The sequence below is a fragment of the Variovorax sp. PEI5 genome (genome assembly GCF_056679935.1).
In genome coordinates, this window is record NZ_CM155257.1 from 2,326,774 (window position 1) to 2,345,091 (window position 18,318).

At 71.5% G+C, this 18,318-nt stretch carries 8 protein-coding genes; 5 read left to right on the top strand and 3 right to left on the bottom strand.

Annotated features, from left to right (window positions below):
- Positions 1-26 precede the first annotated feature (26 nt).
- Entirely contained in the window at positions 27-533 is a 507-nt protein-coding gene (locus tag AC1MLT_RS10700; RefSeq protein ID WP_481032261.1) for a DUF2231 domain-containing protein, read from the bottom strand.
- 24 nt (positions 534-557) lie between these two features.
- Between AC1MLT_RS10700 and coxB the strand changes: the two genes are divergently transcribed.
- The 5 genes from coxB to AC1MLT_RS10725 all read left to right on the top strand — a co-directional run bounded on the left by coxB (position 558) and on the right by AC1MLT_RS10725 (position 7,551).
- On the top strand, positions 558-1,295 hold the full coding sequence (coxB, locus tag AC1MLT_RS10705; RefSeq protein ID WP_481032262.1) for a cytochrome c oxidase subunit II: 738 nt from the start codon (positions 558-560) through the stop codon (positions 1,293-1,295).
- Positions 1,292-3,868 (top strand): cytochrome c oxidase subunit I, encoded by a 2,577-nt coding sequence (gene ctaD, locus AC1MLT_RS10710; RefSeq protein WP_481032263.1) that lies wholly within the window; start codon positions 1,292-1,294, stop codon positions 3,866-3,868. Before coxB ends, ctaD begins: the two co-directional genes overlap by 4 nt.
- Positions 3,869-3,929: 61 nt before the next feature.
- Positions 3,930-4,361, top strand: coding sequence for a hypothetical protein (locus AC1MLT_RS10715; RefSeq protein ID WP_481032264.1), 432 nt, complete (start codon positions 3,930-3,932; stop codon positions 4,359-4,361).
- Positions 4,346-5,233: a cytochrome c oxidase assembly protein gene (locus tag AC1MLT_RS10720; RefSeq protein ID WP_481032265.1), complete on the top strand. Its 888-nt coding sequence runs from the start codon at positions 4,346-4,348 to the stop codon at positions 5,231-5,233. Before AC1MLT_RS10715 ends, AC1MLT_RS10720 begins: the two co-directional genes overlap by 16 nt.
- A complete protein-coding gene (locus tag AC1MLT_RS10725) occupies positions 5,230-7,551 on the top strand; it encodes an FdhF/YdeP family oxidoreductase (protein WP_481032266.1) in 2,322 nt (773 codons plus the stop codon). The genes AC1MLT_RS10720 and AC1MLT_RS10725 overlap by 4 nt, the downstream gene beginning before the upstream one ends.
- A gap of 101 nt (positions 7,552-7,652) precedes the next feature.
- Here AC1MLT_RS10725 and AC1MLT_RS10730 read toward each other — a convergent pair whose 3' ends face one another.
- A complete protein-coding gene (locus AC1MLT_RS10730) occupies positions 7,653-15,944 on the bottom strand; it encodes a YDG domain-containing protein (protein WP_481032267.1) in 8,292 nt (2,763 codons plus the stop codon).
- Between the two features lie 136 nt (positions 15,945-16,080).
- On the bottom strand, positions 16,081-17,880 hold the full coding sequence (locus AC1MLT_RS10735) for a ShlB/FhaC/HecB family hemolysin secretion/activation protein (RefSeq protein WP_481032268.1): 1,800 nt from the start codon (positions 17,878-17,880) through the stop codon (positions 16,081-16,083).
- Positions 17,881-18,318 lie beyond the last annotated feature (438 nt).

Here is an 18,318-nt window from a genome sequence, read left to right on the forward strand (position 1 = left end):
ACTTCCGCTCCCTTCGCCGCCCCGGATCAGTCCGACGTGTCCACGGCCACCGCGTGCTCGTAGACCAGCCGTCCGCCCAGGTAGGCCGCCAGGGCGATGAAGCCCGCCGTCACCAGCGTGATGCCGGCGCCCCAGGGATAGACGTGGGCGCCGGGATCGTCGCCCAGCCGGATCATCCAGTTCATCGAGGCCATCGACAGCATCATCACGGCGATGATCGCGTGGCCCCAGGCCGTGACCAGGCGCCGGATGCGCCCGACGGTGATCAGGTCGACCAGTCCGGCCATGCTGGCGCCCCAGCCACCGAGCGCGCCGACGCCGGCCAGCCACACGCCGACGCGGGCCCAGAACGGATCGCCGTTCCAGATGAATGCCGCATCGGCACCCACCAGGCCGACCAGCGCGGCGACCGGGAAGTGGATCAGCATCGGATGCAGCGGATGGCCGGCGATGGCGGCGCGGCTGAGGATCGGCTCGTTCGACGGCGGAGGGACCACGGGGGTGGTCGGGCGGGAGGGGCTGCTGCTGCTCATGGCCGCATTCTCGTGCCGGCCGCCATGGCCGTTGCCGCCTGGGGACTCGCCGGCTGCGCCGGACCGCAGTCGGTGCTCGATCCGGCCGGCCCGTCGGCGGCGGCGATCGCGATGGTGTGGTGGTGGATGTTCGGCGTCGCGGTGGTGGTGCTCGCGGGCATCTGCGTGATCTGGCTGCTGGCCATGCGGCCGCGCGCCGAGGCCCCCGACGAGGACGCCGCGCGCCGCATCCAGCGGCGCTGGCTGGTGGGCGGCGGACTGGTGCTGCCGGGCGTGAGCATCGTCGCGCTGCTGGTCTTCGGCTCGCCCGCGGGCTTCCACCAGCTGCCGCTGCCCGGCGCCGGTCCGGCGCCGCTGCGCGTCGACGCCATCGGCCACCAGTGGTGGTGGGAGATGCACTACCCGGACAACGGCGTGCGCCTGAAGAACGAGATGCGCGTGCCGGTCGGCCGGGCGGTCGACGTCCATACGCAGAGCTCCGACGTGATCCACTCCTTCTGGGTGCCGCGCCTGGGCGGCAAGCTCGACGCCGTGCCCGGACGCACGCTGGTCGTGCGCCTGCAGGCCGACCGCGCCGGCACCTATCGCGGCCAGTGCGCCGAGTTCTGCGGCACCGGCCACGCCCACATGACGATGACCGTGATCGCGATGGAGCCCGCCGATTTCGACGCCTGGCTGCGTACCGGCCAGGCGCCCGTCCCCCTCCTCACCGACAACGAACCGAAGACCCCCGTGACCCCCCACCCAGGCAGCGCCCGATGATCCCCGGTACCCCCTCCCCGGAGCGCGCCGCGCTGCACGACCAGCTGGAGAAGGTGTGGGGCAACCCGCGCGGCTGGCGCGCGCTGTCGCTGGTGAACCACTCGACCGTCGCCCAGCGCTTCATGGTGACGGGGGGCGTGTTCTTCGTGCTGGCCGGGCTGCTGTCGATGCTCATGCGCGCGCAGCTGGCCCTGCCCAACCACGACTTCATGGGCGCGGAGGCCTACAACCAGGCCTTCACCATGCACGGGACCATCATGATGTTCCTGTTCGCGGTGCCGATCCTGCAGGGCCTCGCGGCCTACCTGCTGCCCAAGATGCTGGGCGCGCGCGACCTGGTATTCCCGCGCCTGTCGTCCTTCGGCTACTGGTGCTACCTCTTCGGCGGCATCATCTTCTGCAGCAGCCTGCTGTTCGGCCTGGCGCCCGACGCCGGCTGGTTCATGTACACGCCGCTGTCGAGCAATGTCTACACGCCCGGGCTCAATTCCGACTTCTGGCTGCTGGGCATCACCTTCGTCGAGATCGCGACCATGGCCGCGGGCATCGAGATCGCGGTGTCGATCCTGCGCACGCGCGCGGCGGGCATGTCGCTCGATCGCATGCCGGTGTTCGCCTGGTCGATGCTGGTGACCTCGCTGATGATCGTGGTGGGTTTCCCGCCGCTGATCCTGGGCTCGATCCTGCTGGAACTCGAACGCGCCGCCGGCTGGGCCTTCTTCGACACCCTGCGCGGCGGCGATCCGCTGCTGTGGGCGCACCTGTTCTGGCTGTTCGGCCATCCGGAGGTCTACATCGTCTTCCTGCCGGCGGCCGGCGTGATCTCGACCATCGTGCCGGTGTTCGCGCGCAGGCCGTTGGTGGGCTATCGCTGGGTGGTGGTCTCGCTCATCAGCATCGGCTTCATCAGCTTCGGACTCTGGGTGCACCACATGTTCACGCTCGGCATCCCGGCGCTGGGCCAGGCCTTCTTCTCGGCCGCCAGCATGCTGGTGGGCATCCCGACCGGCGTGCAGCTGTTCTCCTGGATCGCCACGCTGTGGACCGGCCGGCCGGTGTGGCGCGCGCCGATGCTGTGGGTCGGCGCCTTCCTGACGGTGTTCGTGGCCGGCGGCCTGACGGGCGTGATGCTGGCGTTGGTGCCCTTCAACTGGCAGGTCCACGACACGCATTTCGTGGTGGCGCACTTCCACTACGTGCTGGTGGGCGGCATGCTGTTCCCGCTGCTGGCGGGGGTCTACTACTGGCTGCCGCACTTCAGCGGGCGCATGCCATCGGAGCGGCTGTCGAAGATCGGCTTCTGGGTCACCTTCGTCGGCTTCAACGGCACCTTCCTGGTGATGCACTGGACCGGCCTGCTGGGCATGCCGCGCCGCGTCTACACCTACGACAGCGGCCTGGGCTGGGACCTGCCCAACCTGATCTCCTCGGTCTTCAGCTTCCTGATGGCCTTCGGCGTGGCGACGGTGCTGCTGGACATCGCGCTGCATTTCCGCTTCGGCCGCAAGGCGCCGCCCAATCCGTGGGGCGCCGACACCATGGAGTGGGCCATGACGATGCCACCGCCCTCCTACAACTTCGCCAGCCAGCCGGCGCTGCCGATGCGCCATCCGCTGTGGGACGCGCCCGAGCTGCCCGACACCGTGGCCGAGGGTCGCCACGCGCTGGCCGAGGCCGGGCACGGGCGGCGCGAGACGCTCGGCAGCGACCCGGTCAGCGGCCGGCCGCGCGAGGTGTTCCATCTGCCGGGCAGCTCCTGGCTGCCCCTGATCTCCAGCCTGCTGCTGGCGCTGCTGTGCATCCTGCTGCTGCTCAAGCTGTATGTCGTGGCGCTGGTCACCGGGGTGGTGGTCGCGGCGGTGCTGCTGCGCTGGTCGTGGCTCAACGGCGGCCATCCGTGCATGAGCGGCACCGAGTCCGCCCACCTGCCCGACGGCCTGAAGCTGCACACCCACACCTTCGATGGTCCTGGCCTGTGGGGCATGGGCCTGACGATGCTGGCCGATGCCTCGCTCTATGGCTCGCTGGTGTTCGGCTGGCTGTTCCTGTGGACGGTGGCGCCGTCGTGGCAGCCGCCGGCCGTCTCGCCGATCGGCACCTGGCCCTTGCTCGGCGTGGCGCTGCTGCTGGGCGCCGGGCGCTGGTCGATGCAGGGCGTGGTGAAGCGGTTGCGCGGCTGCCAGGACGCCGGCGATGGTGGCGATGCCGGCGACGGCGCCGCCTCGACCGTCCGGCGCGAAGCGCCCGCCCTGCTCGGCAGCCTGTGGACCGCCGTCGGCTGCGCGCTGGCCGCCGCCGCCGGCCTGGTCGCGCTGCTGCTGATGGCACCGCTCGCGCCCACGCACAGCGCGCACGATGCCATGCTCGCCTTCCTGCTGTCGTTCCTGCTGCTGCACACACTGCTGGCGCTGGTGCTGTCGGTGCTGCAGGCGCTGCGGGTGCGACGCGGCTACGTCGGCATGAAGGCGCCCTACGAGCCGGTGGTGGTGTCGTCGTTCTGGAGCTTCACCGCCGGGGCGGCGGCCGTGGGCTGGCTGGCCTTCGCCCTGCTGCCGCTGGCCTTCGCCCGCTGAGCCGGGTCGCGGTCGGCCCACGCCTGCACTCCTCCACCCTCCACGCACCCCCCCGACGACCATGTCCGCTCCACCGTCTTCGCCGACGACGCCGAAGCCGTCGCCGCCCTCTCCCGGGCGCATCGCCGGCCTGGCGCCGGGCCACCCCTGGCAGCTCGGACTGGGACTGATCGCGTGGTCGGTCTGGTTCGTCGTCGTCTATGGCGGACTGTCGGTCGGCTGCGCCGTCGCCCCGCCGGCGCCGGAGAGCCGGCAGTTCAATGCCATCAACGGCACGCTGCTGCTGGTCACGCTGGTGCTGGTGCTGTGGCTGGTCGGCGCGGCCCGGACCTGCGCCCGCGCCGCGCGGCGCCCGGCCGACGTCGGAGCCGGAGCCGACGCCGCCGCGACGGCGCGCTTCATCGCCCACGCGGCCGCCTGGCTGCATGGCATCGCCGCCGGCGCCGCTGTCTTCGTCGGTCTGCCGCTGCTGGCCCTGTGGCCGTGCGTGTGATGGCGCGGCGCCGGCTCGGTCGCGGGCTGGGGCTGGGGGCAGGACTCGCGGCGCTGCCGCTGGCCGCCCTGGCGCATGGCAACGCCTTCACGGGCGAAGGCGCGCACGCGCCGATCTGGCTGTCGCAGGGCCTGTTCGCGCTGGCCTGGCTGGGCTATGGCGCCGGCGCCATGCGGCGGCGCCCGAGCTTCGCCGGACGACTGTGCTTCCACGGCGCCATGCTGGTCGCCGGCCTGGCGCTGTTCGGCCCGTTCGACGACTGGGCCGAGTCGAGCACCGCGCTGCACATGGTCCAGCACATGCTGCTGATCCTGGTGGTGGCGCCCCTGGCCGTCCTGGCCCGGCCGCTCGCCCAGTGGCGCGCCATCGCCGGGCCGGTGGCCGACGCCCTGTGGCGCCCGCTGCTGCGCCTGACGCGCCATCCCGGGGCCTGCGCGCTGCTGCACGCGGCGGCGATCTGGATCTGGCACGCGCCGGGCCCCTACATGGCGGCGGTGTTCGACAACTGGCTGCACGTGGCGGAGCACCTGTCGTTCCTGCTGACCGGCTGGCTGTTCTGGTGGTCGGTGCTGCGCGGCGGACGCCAGGGCACCTTGGCGGCGGCCTCGGCGCTGCTGTTCACCGCCATGCACACCGGGGCGCTGGGCGCCCTGTTGACCTTTTCCAGCCGGCCCCTGTACTGGCGCGAGTCGCGCGAGCTCTGGGACCAGCAGCTCGCCGGACTGGTCATGTGGGTGCCCGGGGGGTTGGCCTACCTGATCGCGGCCGCATGGGCGGCGTATCGGTGGCTGGCGGCGCGGCAGCATGACCTCCATGCATCCCGCGCCGTGCCGGATGCACCCTTGCCACCGTCCCAGGAGATGCATCCATGACCCGTGAAATCGACCACGAGAGCGGCGCCCCCATCAAGATCGAGGCCTACGACGGTCCGGTCGGTGGCTGGGGATCGGCCACCTCCATCGCCCACCACGTCAAGCACCACGCCGCCTTCGGCGCCCTGCCCGAACTGGTGCGGCAGAACAAGACCGATGGCTTCGCCTGCAGCAGCTGCGCCTGGGCCAAGCCGGCCAAGGCCAGCACGGCGGAATTCTGCGAGAACGGCGCCAAGGCGACCTTCGCCGAACTCACCAGCCTGCGCGCCGGACCCGACTTCTTCGCCCGCCACACCGTGGCCGAGCTGCTGACCTGGCCCGACCACGACCTCGAGCACGAGGGCCGCCTGACCGATCCGCTGCGCTACGACGCCGCCCAGGACCGCTATGTGCCGGTGCCCTGGCACGAAGCCTTCGCCGACATCGGCCAGCGCCTGCGGACCCTGGCGCGCGACGGCGGGCCGGACCAGACGGTCTTCTACGCCTCGGGCCGCGCCTCGCTGGAGACCTCCTACCTCTACCAGCTGTTCGCGCGCCTCTATGGCACCAACAACCTGCCCGACAGCTCCAACATGTGCCACGAGAGCACCTCGGTGGCGCTGAAGGAGGCCATCGGCGTGCCGGTGGGCACGGTGCGGCTGGAGGATTTCGAGCACACCGACTGCCTGTTGTTCTTCGGCCAGAACGTGGGCACCAACAGTCCGCGCATGCTCCATCCGCTGCAGGAGGCGCGCAAGCGCGACGTGCCGGTGATCGTCTTCAATCCATTGCGCGAGCGCGGCCTGGAGGCCTTCACCAACCCGCAGAGCCCGATCGAGATGGCCACGCGTTCGGAGACGCGCATCGCCACGCAGTACCTGCAGGTGCGCGCGGGCGGCGACATCGCCGCCATCGCCGGCATGTGCAAGGCGCTGCTCGACCTCGACGACGCGGCCATCGCCGAGGGCCGGCCGCGCGTCATCGATGTCGACTTCATCACCACCCACACCCACGGCTTCGAGGAGTTCGCGAGCTTCGTGCGCGCGCAGGACTGGGCGCGGCTGGAGACCGAGTCGGGCCTGTCGCGCGTCGCATTGACGGAAGCGGCACGGGTCTACGCCAAGGCCAAGGCGGTCATCGGTGTCTATGGCATGGGCCTCACGCAGCACAAGCTGGGCGTGGACAACGTGCGCATGCTGGTCAACCTGCTGCTGATGGGCGGCCACATCGGCAGGCGCGGCGCCGGCATCTGCCCGGTGCGCGGCCACTCCAACGTGCAGGGCCAGCGCACGGTCGGCATCTCGGAGAAGCCCGAACTGGTGCCGTTGGACAAGCTGGCCGAGCAGTACGGCTTCGAGCCGCCGCGCCACAAGGGCTTCAACACGGTCGAGGCCTGCGAGGCCATGCTCGACGGCCGCGTCAAGGCCTTCGTCGCGCTGGGCGGCAACTTCATCCGCGCCGTGCCCGACCACCACCGCATGGAGCCGGCCTGGCAGGCGCTCGAACTCTCGGTGCAGGTGGCGACCAAGCTCAACCGCAGCCACCTGCTGCATGGCAAGGTGGCCTACCTGCTGCCCTGCCTGGGCCGCATCGAGCGCGACGTGCAGCTCGGCGGCGTGCAGACCCTGACGGTCGAGGACAGCACCGCGCGCATCCACGCCTCGCGCGGCCACCACGCGCCGGCGAGCACGCGGCTGTTGTCGGAGATGCGCATCGTCGCCGGCCTGGCCAAGGCGACGCTCGACCCCAATCCGAAGATCGACTGGGATGCCTGGTGCGCCGACTACGCGCTCGTGCGCGATGCCATCGAGACCACCTACCCGAAGGATTTCAAGGACTTCAACCGGCGCATGCACCAGCCCGGTGGTTTCCCGCGCCCGCTGGCCGCCGCCGAACGCCGTTGGGAGACCCGGAGCGGCAAGGCCGAGTTCAAGGTGCCGCCGGCCCTGCATGCGGCCTTCGAGGGCGATGGCGGCGCCGACGTGATGCGCCTGGTCACCCTGCGCAGCAACGACCAGTTCAACACCACCATCTATGGCTACGACGACCGCCTGCGCGGCATCGACGGCACGCGCGAGGTGCTGCTGCTGAGCGCTTTCGACATCGACCGCCTGGGCCTGGAGAACGGCCAGCGCATCACGCTGGCCAGCGCCGCAGGCGACGGCATCGAGCGCCAGGTGAAGAACCTGCGCGTGACGGTGTACGACCTGCCCCCGGGCACCTGCGCGGCCTATTTCCCGGAATGCAATCCGGTGATCCCGCTCGCGCATCACGCCCAGGAGAGCAAGGTGCCGGCGGCCAAGTCGGTGCCGGTGCGGGTGCTGGCGACGGCGGCCTGACCTGGCGGCGGGCGACGGCGACGGCGACGGCGACGGCTTTCTTTCGCCGCCGCCCGCCACCCGCATCCGAGGCCGGACCAGGCCCGTCCCCGCCCGGGCCTCTACAGGCCCGCGACCCGTGCCGCGTCGTCCGCCGACGCCACGGCGCCCGGCCCGTACTGCACGATCACCGCCTTGATGGCGCTCACCGCGACCCCGAAGCGATCCTTGGCGGTGGCCAGCGCATAGGCCGTCGCCGTCTCGGCATTCAGCGTGGTGCCGCTGTCGGGCACCTGCACGGTCAGGACGCCATCGGGCAGCAGCGCGACACGCAGCGCCAGGGCGCCACCATCGGGCTGCAGCACCGCCGTCTCCGTGGTGCGTGTCCCCGTCGCCGTCACGGCCACCGGCTCGACGCGCGGCGCAGCCGTGCCGACGAGCGCGAGCGAGACATCGGTGCCGCGATCGGTCACCGCGTACTGGCCCTCGGAGCGGGGCGCGGCCTGGCCGGCACGCGCGCTGTAGACCGGCACCGAGCCCTGCACCGGTGCCGTCGCCACGCCGTTCTCCAGCGCCAGGCTCAGGCGGCCGCCGCCGGTGAGCACGGCATCGGCCAGCACCAGGGGGGCCTGGATCTGCGCCGTGGTGGAGCCGGCATTGGCCACCGAGGTCGGCTGCAGCGCCGTCGCGGTGGTCGGGCGACCGGTCACCACGACGGCCAGCGTGGCCTGCGCGGTCGCGTCGGTCGGCGCCGCAACGGGTTCGAGCGTGCGCGTCGAGATCACGGCCGTGCCATTGGCGCCCACCGGCGTGGCGACGAGCGCCGTCGCCGGGCTGGCGTCGTTGCGCAGCGGCACGATGCTCGCGCTGCCGCCGGTCACCGCGCGGTCGAGGGCGTAATTGCCCGCGTCAGGGCCGGCCAGGGAGAGCGCGCCCACCGTCACGACCTTGTCCAGGCCGACATCCGCCGAGGCGAAGCGGCCGGCGCCGCCCTGACCCACGACATCGTCGCCGGCCACCACGCCACCCAGGACCAGGCCGGTGACCTCGGCGAGCGCCGTGCCGTCGTAGAGCTTGTCGCTGACGGTGGCGCCGCTGGCCGTGAGCGTGCGGGGCGTGATGCGGCCGGTGCCGACCACCGCGCCGGTGTCGAGCGCGTAGTTGCCGGCCTCGCTGCCGGTCAGGCCCAGGCCACTGCCCGTCACCGCCTTGTCCGCGCCGACGTTCTTGTCGCCATAGCGGCCGGTGCCGCCCGCGGCCGTCACCCGGCCGACATCGCCGGCCACCACGCCCGCGAGCGTCACGCCGGTGATCTGCGCCAGCGTCGTGCCGTCGTAGACCTTGTCGCCGATGGTGCCGCTGGCCGTCACGGTCCGGGGCGTGATCGTCGCCGTGCCGATGGCGCGCGTGGCATCGATCCGGTAGTTGCGCGCATCGGCGCCGGCCAGCACGATGGCGCCGCCCGTCACGCTCTTGCCCGCGCCGGCGTTCTTGTCGGCGAAGGTGCCGACGCTGCCCGCGCCGCTGGCGAGCGCGTCGCCGGCGACCACGCCCGTGAAGGCGATGTTGCCGATGCTGGCGGTGGTGGTGCCGTCGTAGACCTTGCCGGCGACATCGGCCGTCGCCGTCAGCGTCCTGGGCGTGATCGACGCCGTGCCGATCACCGAGCCGGCATCGAGCGCGTAGTTGCCGGCGTCCGCGCCGGCCAGCACGATGGCGCCGCCCGTCACGTTCTTGCCCGCGCCGGCGTTCTTGTCGCCGAAGGTGCCGATGCTGCCCGCGCCGCTGGTCAGCACGTCGCCGTCGACCACGCCATTGAAGGCGACGTTGCCGAGTGTGGCGATGCGCGTGCCGTCGTAGACCTTGTCGGCCACATCGGCCGTCGCCGTCAGCGTCTTCGGCGTGATGGTGGCGCTGCCGACGGTGGCGGTGGGATCGACCGTGTAGTTGCCGGCGTCCGCGCCGGTCAGCACGATGGCGCCGCCCGTCACGGCCTTGCCCGCGCCGGCGTTCCTGTCGGCGAAGGTGCCGACGCTGCCCGCGCCGCTGGCGAGCGCATCGCCGTCGACCACGCCATTGAAGGCGACATTGCCGATCGTGGCGGTGCGCGTGCCGTCGTAGACCTTGTCGGCCACACTGGCGGTCGCCGTCAGGGTCTTGGGCGTGATGGTCGCCGTGCCGATCACCGAGCCGACGTCGAGCGCGTAATTGCCGGCGTCCATGCCGGCCAGCACGATGCCGGCGCCCGTGACGCTCTTGCCCGCGCCGACGTTCTTGTCGCCGAAGGTGCCGACGCTGCCCGCGCCGCTGGTCAGGGTGTCGCCGGCGACCACGCCATCGAAGGCGACGCTGCCGAGCGCCGCCGTGCGGCTGCCGTCATAGACCTTGTCGGCCACGCTGGCCGTCGCCGTCAGGGTCTTGGGCGTGATGGTGGCGCTGCCGATGGTCGTGGCCGGATCGATCGTGTAGTTGCCCGCGTCGGCGCCGGTCAGCACGATGGCGCCACCGGTGACGGCCTTGCCGGCGCCGGCATTCCTGTCGGCGAAGGTACCGATGCTGCCCGCGCCACTGGCGAGCGCGTCGCCGGCGACCACGCCATTGAAGGCGACATTGCCGATCGTGGCGGTGCGCGTGCCGTCGTAGACCTTGTCGGCCACATTGGCCGTCGCCGTCAGCGTCTTGGGCGTGATCGACGCCGTGCCGATCGCCGAGCCGGCGTCGAGCGTGTAGTTGCCCGCATCGGCACCGGTCAGCACGATGGCGCCGCCCGTCACGGCCTTGCCGGCGCCGGCATTCTTGTCGGCGAAGGTGCCGACGCTGCCCGCGCCGCTGGCGAGCGCATCGCCGGCGACCGCGCCATTGAAGGCGATGTTGCCGATCGTGGCGATGCGGGTGCCGTCGTAGACCTTGTCGGCCACATTGGCCGTCGCCGTGAGCGTCTTCGGCGTGATCGACGCCGTGCCGATCGCCGCGCTGGTGTTGACCACATAGTTGCCCGCGTCCGCGCCGGCCAGCGCGATGCCGCCGCCCGTGACGGTCTTGGCCGTGCCGACGTTCTTGTCGCCGAACAGGCCGACGCTGCCCGCGCCGCTGGTCAGCGTGTCGCCGGCGACCACGCCATTGAAGGCGACGTTGCCGAGCGTCGCCGTGCGGCTGCCGTCGTAGACCTTGTCGGTCACGCTGGCCGTCGCCGTCACGATCCTGGGCGTGATCGACGCGGTGCCGATCGCCGTCGCCGCATCGACCGTGTAGTTGCCCGCGTCCGCCCCGGTCAGCACGATGGCGCCGCCCGTCACGGCCTTGCCGGCGCCGGCATTCTTGTCGGCGAAGGTGCCGACGCTGCCCGCGCCACTGGCGAGCGCGTCGCCGGCGACCACGCCACTGAAGGCGATGTTGCCGATCGTGGCGGTGCGCGTGCCGTCGTAGACCTTGTCGGCCACATTGGCCGTCGCCGTCAGCGTCTTCGGGGTGATCGATGCCGTGCCGATCGCCGCGCGGGTGTCGAGCGTGTAGTTGCCGGCGTCGGCGCCGGCCAGCACGATGCCGCCGCCCGTGACGCTCTTGCCCGCGCCGGCGTTCCTGTCGGCGAAGGTGCCGACGCTGCCCGCGCCGCTGGCGAGCACGTCGCCGGCGACCACGCCATTGAAGGCGATGTTGCCGAGCGTCGCGGTGCGGTTGCCGTCGTAGACCTTGTCGGCCACGCCGGCCGTCGCCGTCAGCGTCCTGGGCGTGATCGACGCCGTGCCGATCGCCGAGTTGGCGTCGACCGTGTAGTTGCCCGCGTCGGCGCCGGCCAGCACGATCGCGCCGCCCGTGACGGTCTTGGCCGTGCCGGCGTTCTTGTCGGCGAAGGTGCCGATGCTGCCCGCGCCGCTGGCGAGCGTGTCGCCGGCGACGACGCCGTTGAAGGCGATGTTGCCGAGCGTCGCCGTCGTGGTGCCGTCGTAGACCTTGTCGGCCACGCCGGCGGTCGCCGTCAGGATCTTCGGCGTGATGTCGGCCGCGCCGATCCGCGCCGCCGTGTCGAAGACATAGTTGCCCGCGCCGCTGCCCGCCAGGGCGACGCCGCTGCCGGTGACGGTCTTGCCGCTGCCGGCGTTCTTGTCGGTGAAGCTGCCGATGGCGCCGGTCGTGCCGACCGCGCCCTGGTCGCCCGCGACGACGCCCACCAGCGCCACGTTGGCGAGCGTCGCCGTCGTAGTGCCGTCGTAGACCTTGCCGGCCACGCTGGCCGTCGCCGTCAGGGTCTTCGGCGTGATCGCCGCCGTGCCGATCACCGACGCCGGATCGACCGTGTAGTTGCCCGCGTCCGCGCCGGCCAGCACGATGGCGCCGCCGGTGACGGTCTTGGCGGTGCCGACGTTCCGGTCGCCGAAGCTGCCGACGCTGCCCGCGCCGCTGGCGAGCGCATCGCCGGCGACCACGCCGGTGAAGGCGATGTTGCCGAGCGTCGCCGTCGTGGTGCCGTCGTAGACCTTGTCGGCCACGCTGGCGGTCGCCGTCAGGGTCTTCGGCGTGATCGATGCGGTGCCGATCGCCGCCGTCGTGTCGACCGTGTAGTTGCCCGCGTCGGCGCCGGTCAGCACGATGGCGCTTCCCGTGACGTTCTTGGCCACGCCGACGTTCCGGTCGACGAAGGTGCCGACGCTGCCCGCGCCACCGGCGAGCGCGTCGCCGGCGACGACGCCGTTGAAGGCGATGTTGCCGATGCTGGCGGTGGTGGTGCCGTCGTAGACCTTGTCGGCCACGCTGGCCGTCGCCGTCAGCGTCCTGGGCGTGATCGACGCGGTGCCGATCGCCGTCGCCGCATCGACCGTGTAGTTGCCCGCGTCGGCGCCCGCCAGCACGATGGCGCCGCCGGTCACGGTCTTGGCCGTGCCGACGTTCTTGTCGGCGAAGGTGCCCACGCTGGCCGTGCCGTTGGCGACCACGTCGCCGGCGACGATGCCCGTGAAGGCGACATTGCCGATCGCGGCCGTGGTGCCGCCGTCGTAGACCTTGTCGGCGACGGTGGCCGTCGCGGCGAGGGTCTTGGGCGTGATGGCCGCGGTCGAGGTCGCGGTGGTGGCCGACAGGTCGTAGTTGCCGGCATCGGCGCCGCTGTACTGGATACCCGAGATCGTCACGGTCTTGCCGGCGCCGACATTGCGGGTGTCGAAGGCGGCGGCCGCCGCCGTGGCCGTCAGGTCGTCGCCGGCCACCTTGTTGGCCAATGTGATGCCGGTCACCGCCGCGGCGGTGCCGCCGTCGTAGACCTTGTCGGCGACCGCGGCCTGCAGGCCCACGCCGCTGCCGGACGCCGTCGTCAGCACGCGCTTGTCGACCTCGCCGACGACGGCGCTGGCGATGGGGTTGAACCGGTAGCCATAGACCCGCACGCCGCCATTGGTGGCCGAATCGATGGTGATGCCCGAGACGTCGACCTGCTTGGTCGCGCCGGCGTTGCGGGTGTCGTAGACGGCCGAGCCGTTGGCGCCCACCGCGAAGGTGACGGCGTCGCCGTCGATCGCGCCGCCGGTGTTGGTCAGGTTCGACGTCGCGACCGTCGCCGTGTTGGTGCCGTCGTATTCCTTGCGCACCGTGCCGGTGAGCGCCACGCCCACGATCGGCGCGATGCGATAGAGGAAGCCGTTGCCGGCGCCCAGCACCGTGTCGGTCGCCGCCGTGCCGCCATAGTTGATGTTGTATTGCTTGAAGTCGTTGACCAGGCCACCGCGCGTGTCGGCGCCCGGCGTGGTCGAGTAGACCAGCCAGCGGCCGTTGGCCGCCGAGATCGCCGAGGCGCTGGTGTTGTTGTCGACGAAGTTGCGGCCGGCCGCCAGCACCACGGCATTGCCGGTGCCCGAGGCGGCGACCGAGCCGGCCGGGGCGATCGTCACGTCGCCCTGCCCGGCCTGCGCCACGATGCGGCCGCTGGCGTTGCTGTTGCGCAGCGCGCCGTCGATGGCGATGGCGCCATTGAGCAGGCGCAGCGTGTCGCTGGCGCTGAAGGCGAAGCCGCCGGTCGGCACGGTGGTGGTGCCGGTGCCGTCGAGGCGGCCGATGGTCAGGTTCTTGATGCCGGAGAGCTTGGTGAAGGTGCTGGCGCGCGCGATGCCGGTGGCCGCGCCATTCAGATCGATGTTGGCGGCGACGTCGTAGGGCTGCAGCACCAGGCTCGCCGTCGAGACGTTGGTCAGCGTCGCGCCGCTGAAGTCGATGTCGGAGCCGCGCAGGGTCAGGGCCCGGGCGCCGGTGTTCAGGGCGACGCTGCTGGTGAACTTGATGTGGCCGTCGGTGAGGATGGATGCGCCACCGTTGACGGTCAGCGGGGTCGTGAAGTCGACGTCGCCGCTCAGGCTGAGCAGGCCGGCGAGCACCTTGGTGCCGGTCGAGGCGCCCAGGGCCTTGGTGCCCATGGCGTCGCCGAAGTAGAGCCGACCGGCGCCCAGGGTGATGTCGCCGGAGAGCGTGGCCGTGTAGCCGCTGCCGCCGAACGAGACATACAGGTTGCCGCCGTTGGTGGTGATGGGCGTCGACAGGGTGATGCTGCCCGCGCCGCCCCGGTCGGAATCGCCCGACAGGCGCACGTAACCGCCGTTGGTCCGCAAAGCGCCGGCGATGGTCAGGCCGTCGGCCCCCAGCAGCGTGATGGTGCCCGCGCCGGGCGTGCCACTGCCGATGGTCGTCACGGTGTGGTCGGGCAGGTTGGCGATCGCCGGGTTGTCTCCGGCGCCCAGAGCCGTGAGGTTGAAGACGTTGGTGATGTAGCCGGTGCCGCCACCGCCGGACTGCATGTAGATGCTGCCCGTGCCCGAGACGACGATGCCGTTGGCCTTGTTGGTGAAATTGATGTTCCCCGTGCCGCCGACGGATTCGGCGCGGAAGCTCACGTTGGGCTGCATCGTGATGACGCCGTCGCCGCCGTTGCCCGTCAGATCGTTGAACGTGATGTTGGTGGTCGCCTGCATCAGCACGTTGGCGGTCTGTGCCTCCAGCGTGCGCTCGTAGACGGTGACATCGCCCGCGGCGGTGCCGGTGTAGGTGCCGCTGGTGCCGGTGCCGCCGCTGACGGTGATGTTGGTCGGGTCGAGCAGCAGGTCGCCGGTGGTGCCGCGGGTGGCGCGGGCGTCGGTCACGCCATCGTAGGCCAGCGTCTGCTTGCCCGAGACCTCGGCCCTGCCGCCGTCGCCGCCCCGCTCACCGCCGCGCACGTCGATCCGGCCGGCGAAGCGCGTCGTGTCGTCGCTCCAGAACACCACCTGGCCGCCGTTGCCGTTGCCCGTCGCGTCGGCGCGCGCGGTCACGCCGGCATCGGCCGTGACGCTGGTGGCGTTGGCGATGGCCGCGTCCTGGCCCTGCCAGCCGCCGCCCACATTGACGGTGCCGCCCCCGGTCGCGCCGCTGGCATCGAGCAGCGCGCCGCCGTCGAGCGCGATGGTCTTGCCCGTCACCACGATGGCGCCGCCCCGGCCATCGGCCGAGGTGGCATCGAGCGTGCCGGCGACATGCGTGGCGCCGTTCGCGGCATCGCCGTCGAGCAGGATGCGGCCGTTGCGCGCGACCAGGCCATGCGCCTCGATCACGCCCGTGTTGTTGACCACGCTGCCGAGCACCGCGTCGGCGCCGCGCGCGCTCAACGTGACCAGGCCGCCCTCGGCGGCGATGCGGCCGCTGTTCTCCACGGCGGCCTCGGCCACGCCGCGCTCCACGCGCACGCTGACCAGGCCGTCGCCCTGGAAGTCCAGGCTGACCGTCTCGCCGGCGGCCAGGGCGGTACTGCCGCCGGGCGTGGCGATGGCGCCGGTGTTGACCACGCGTGGCGCGACCAGGGCCACCACGCCGCCCGAGGCGGTCCGGATCGTGCCGTGGTTGACCACCGCGCCCGCGCCGGCACCGCCGGAGAGTCGGGTGCGGCCGGCGAGGAAGTCGCCATCGGACAGGCCGAGCGACGAGGCCACCAGTCCGCCGACGTTGACCTGCGCGCCGCTGCCGAACACCACGCCGTTCGGGTTCAGCAGCCAGACCTGGCCATTGGCCGACAGGCTGCCGTCGATGGCGCTGGCCGCGCCGCCGCCGGTGACGCGGTTGAGCGCGATGGCGCTGGCGTTGGGCTGGACGAAGCGCACCGCGGCGCCGGCGCCGACATCGAAGGTGTTCCAGTTGGTCACCAGGCGCTGCGTGGCCTGCGTGATGGTCATCTGGGCGCCGCTCTGCGCGATCGAGGCCGAGCCGGCGGCGATGGCCGCCCCGGTGGGCAGGGCCTGCGCCATGGCGGCACCGCCCGCGAACAGCAGCGACGCGGCGACCAGCGCGCCGGCCACGCCGGAGGCGCGCTTGCCGCGCCCGGCGATGTGCTCGGCGACGGCGACATAGGTGTTCGTGGCTTCGTTCCAGACGAGGCGGTAGATGTGGTTGAGCGATGCGCTTTTCATGATGAAAAGTCCTTGAGGCGGGAGAAGGAAGAGGGACGGATGGCAGGCCGTGGCCCGGGGTCGACCCGGCCGCGCCGGGCGGCGGGGGGTCGACGGATCATTCGGTTGGTCGGTCGGTCAGTCGGTCGGCGGCCGGTCAGAACGCGTAGGCGGCCTGGACCCAGCCGCGCCACTTGCTGCTGCGGCCGTCGGCGTCGAGGCCCGCGAGGCTGCGCCCGGGGTTGTCGCCGAGGGTGCGGGCCACCGCCGCGCGCAGCGTCCAGCGTCCGATCCACAGGTTGGCGCCGACACCGGCGCCGGCCAGGCTGTATTCGTTGGTGCCGTCGGCGTTGGTCAGCGAACCCGGCCAGGCGCTCTTGTGCAGGCGCACGCGGCCGGCGTCCACGAAGGCCAGGCCCTGCAGCTTGCGGTCGCCGCCGATGTCGATGTTGCGGCGCAACTCGACCGTGCCCAGCACGCCCTGGTCGCCGGCGGCCTCGCCCACCGGATAGGCGCGCACACCCGAGGGGCCGCCCAGGATGAACTTCTCCGACGAGTCGAGGTTGCCGCTGGCGAGCTGGCCGGTGGCGCCGGCGAACAAGGTCCATTCCGCGCCCGGCGTGCCGCCCAGGTTCTGCAGCCGGTTGGCCCGCAGCACCACCTTCTGGAAGCTGCCGTCGGTGCGCGCGGTCAGGCTGTCGACGATGCGGTCGACGGCATTGCCGCCCAGATCGGCGCGGCCGGCCGTCAGCACGGCCGCGCCGTCCCACAGGCCGCCACCGGCGAAGGTGTCGATGCGGTTGCCCGCGAGCGCGAAGCTCAGCCCTTCGACCTGGCGGGAACGCACGCGCGCGCCCAGCGCGTCGTCGTCGAGCCGGCGCTGCTCGTAGGTGGCGCTGGCCGTGAGGTTGGCATTGCGGGTGCGCAGGACCGGATAGCTCAGGCCGAGCTGGCCCGCCTTGGCCGTGCCGCGCAGGTCGAGCGGCTCGAAGGCCTCCTGGTCGACGTGGTAGCGCAGGTAGGAGGCGCCGGCGTTGAGCCGCAGGCCGGAGGCGGTCAGCGGCACGCTGTAGTTGAACAGCGCCACCGTGCTGCCGGAGGACTTCGACACGCCGAGCGAGGCCGCGTCGCCCAGGCGCAGCGGATCGTTGAGCAGCACCTGCGCACCGACGCGGGCGCTGCCGGTGCTGCGGTTGCCGTAGTTGTCGGTCCAGGCGCTGCCCTGCACCGGCGCGCCCTCAGTGGCATCCACCACCAGGCGGCTGGTGCCGGGCTCGTTGCCGCGTTCGAGCGTCGAGCGCGCCGTGATGCCCGGCACGTCGTTGATCAGCAGCACGGCGCGCTCGAGGTCGTCGCCGCGCACCGGCCGGCCCTCGGGCAGCGCCGCCTCGGCGATGGCGCGCAGGCGCGCGGGATCGATGCGTGTCTGGCCGCGGACGGCGATGCGGTCGGCGCCCGACTGCAGGCGGCCGGCGACGATGGCGATCTCGAGGTCGCCCTCGGTCAGGTCCTGCCGGGGCAGGTAGGCGCGCGCGAGCACGTAACCCCGGGCGCGCAGCTGGCGCGTGGCCGCCTCGGCGATCTGCTGCAATTCGCCATGGCCGAGCGTGCGGCCGATGGAAGGCGCGGCCAGCGCGGCCAGGTTCTCGGACGCGGCGAGCTCGGTGGCGCCGGAAAAACGCACCGAGCGCAGCTGCACGGCCAGACCGGCGCTCTGGGACGCATCGGCGGCGGGCGCGGCGGGCGCGACACCGGTGGTGGGCGGAGCCACCCCGGCCGGCGGCGCCGGCGGCAGCGTGCGCTGCTGTTCGTTGAGCAATTGACCCGCGCTCGGGGGCACCTGCGCGGCCACGTCGGTCATGCCGACCATCAGGCATCCCAGGATCGCGACCGCTCGGCAGATGTCGCTTCGTCGAAGCGATGCGCTGGGGGCGGAGGCGTTGAGAGGGGTCGACATCAATTGCAAATCTCCATCTTTGAAAGCGTCTACAGTTGTTTTAATAATAGAAAAGAATTACTTCTATTGCAGACAACTGTCAAACTAATACTGGGGATGTAAATATATCTTTCGTTACATCCCATTTACTAGCTAATGCTTACAAACTTGGAAAACTGCTTCTATTCGACTGATCAAACGACACTTTTTGGAGACAAAGAATACTTTCTATTTATTAGTTGAAGAAAAAATCCATCCAATAAATAAAACTTTCTATTTATTTATATAAAGCATCTCTGCCTGATTCCGCCAGGCAGGCGACGCCCCATCTGGCTCTGCACAGGAGTGAGCGGATGCTGATGGACGCACGTTCGACCAGGGCGAGCCACCCCCGCCGCGCCGGGTCGAACAAAATTAATTCTTCGTACTTCAGCGGCCATCGGTGCCACCGGACCGCCG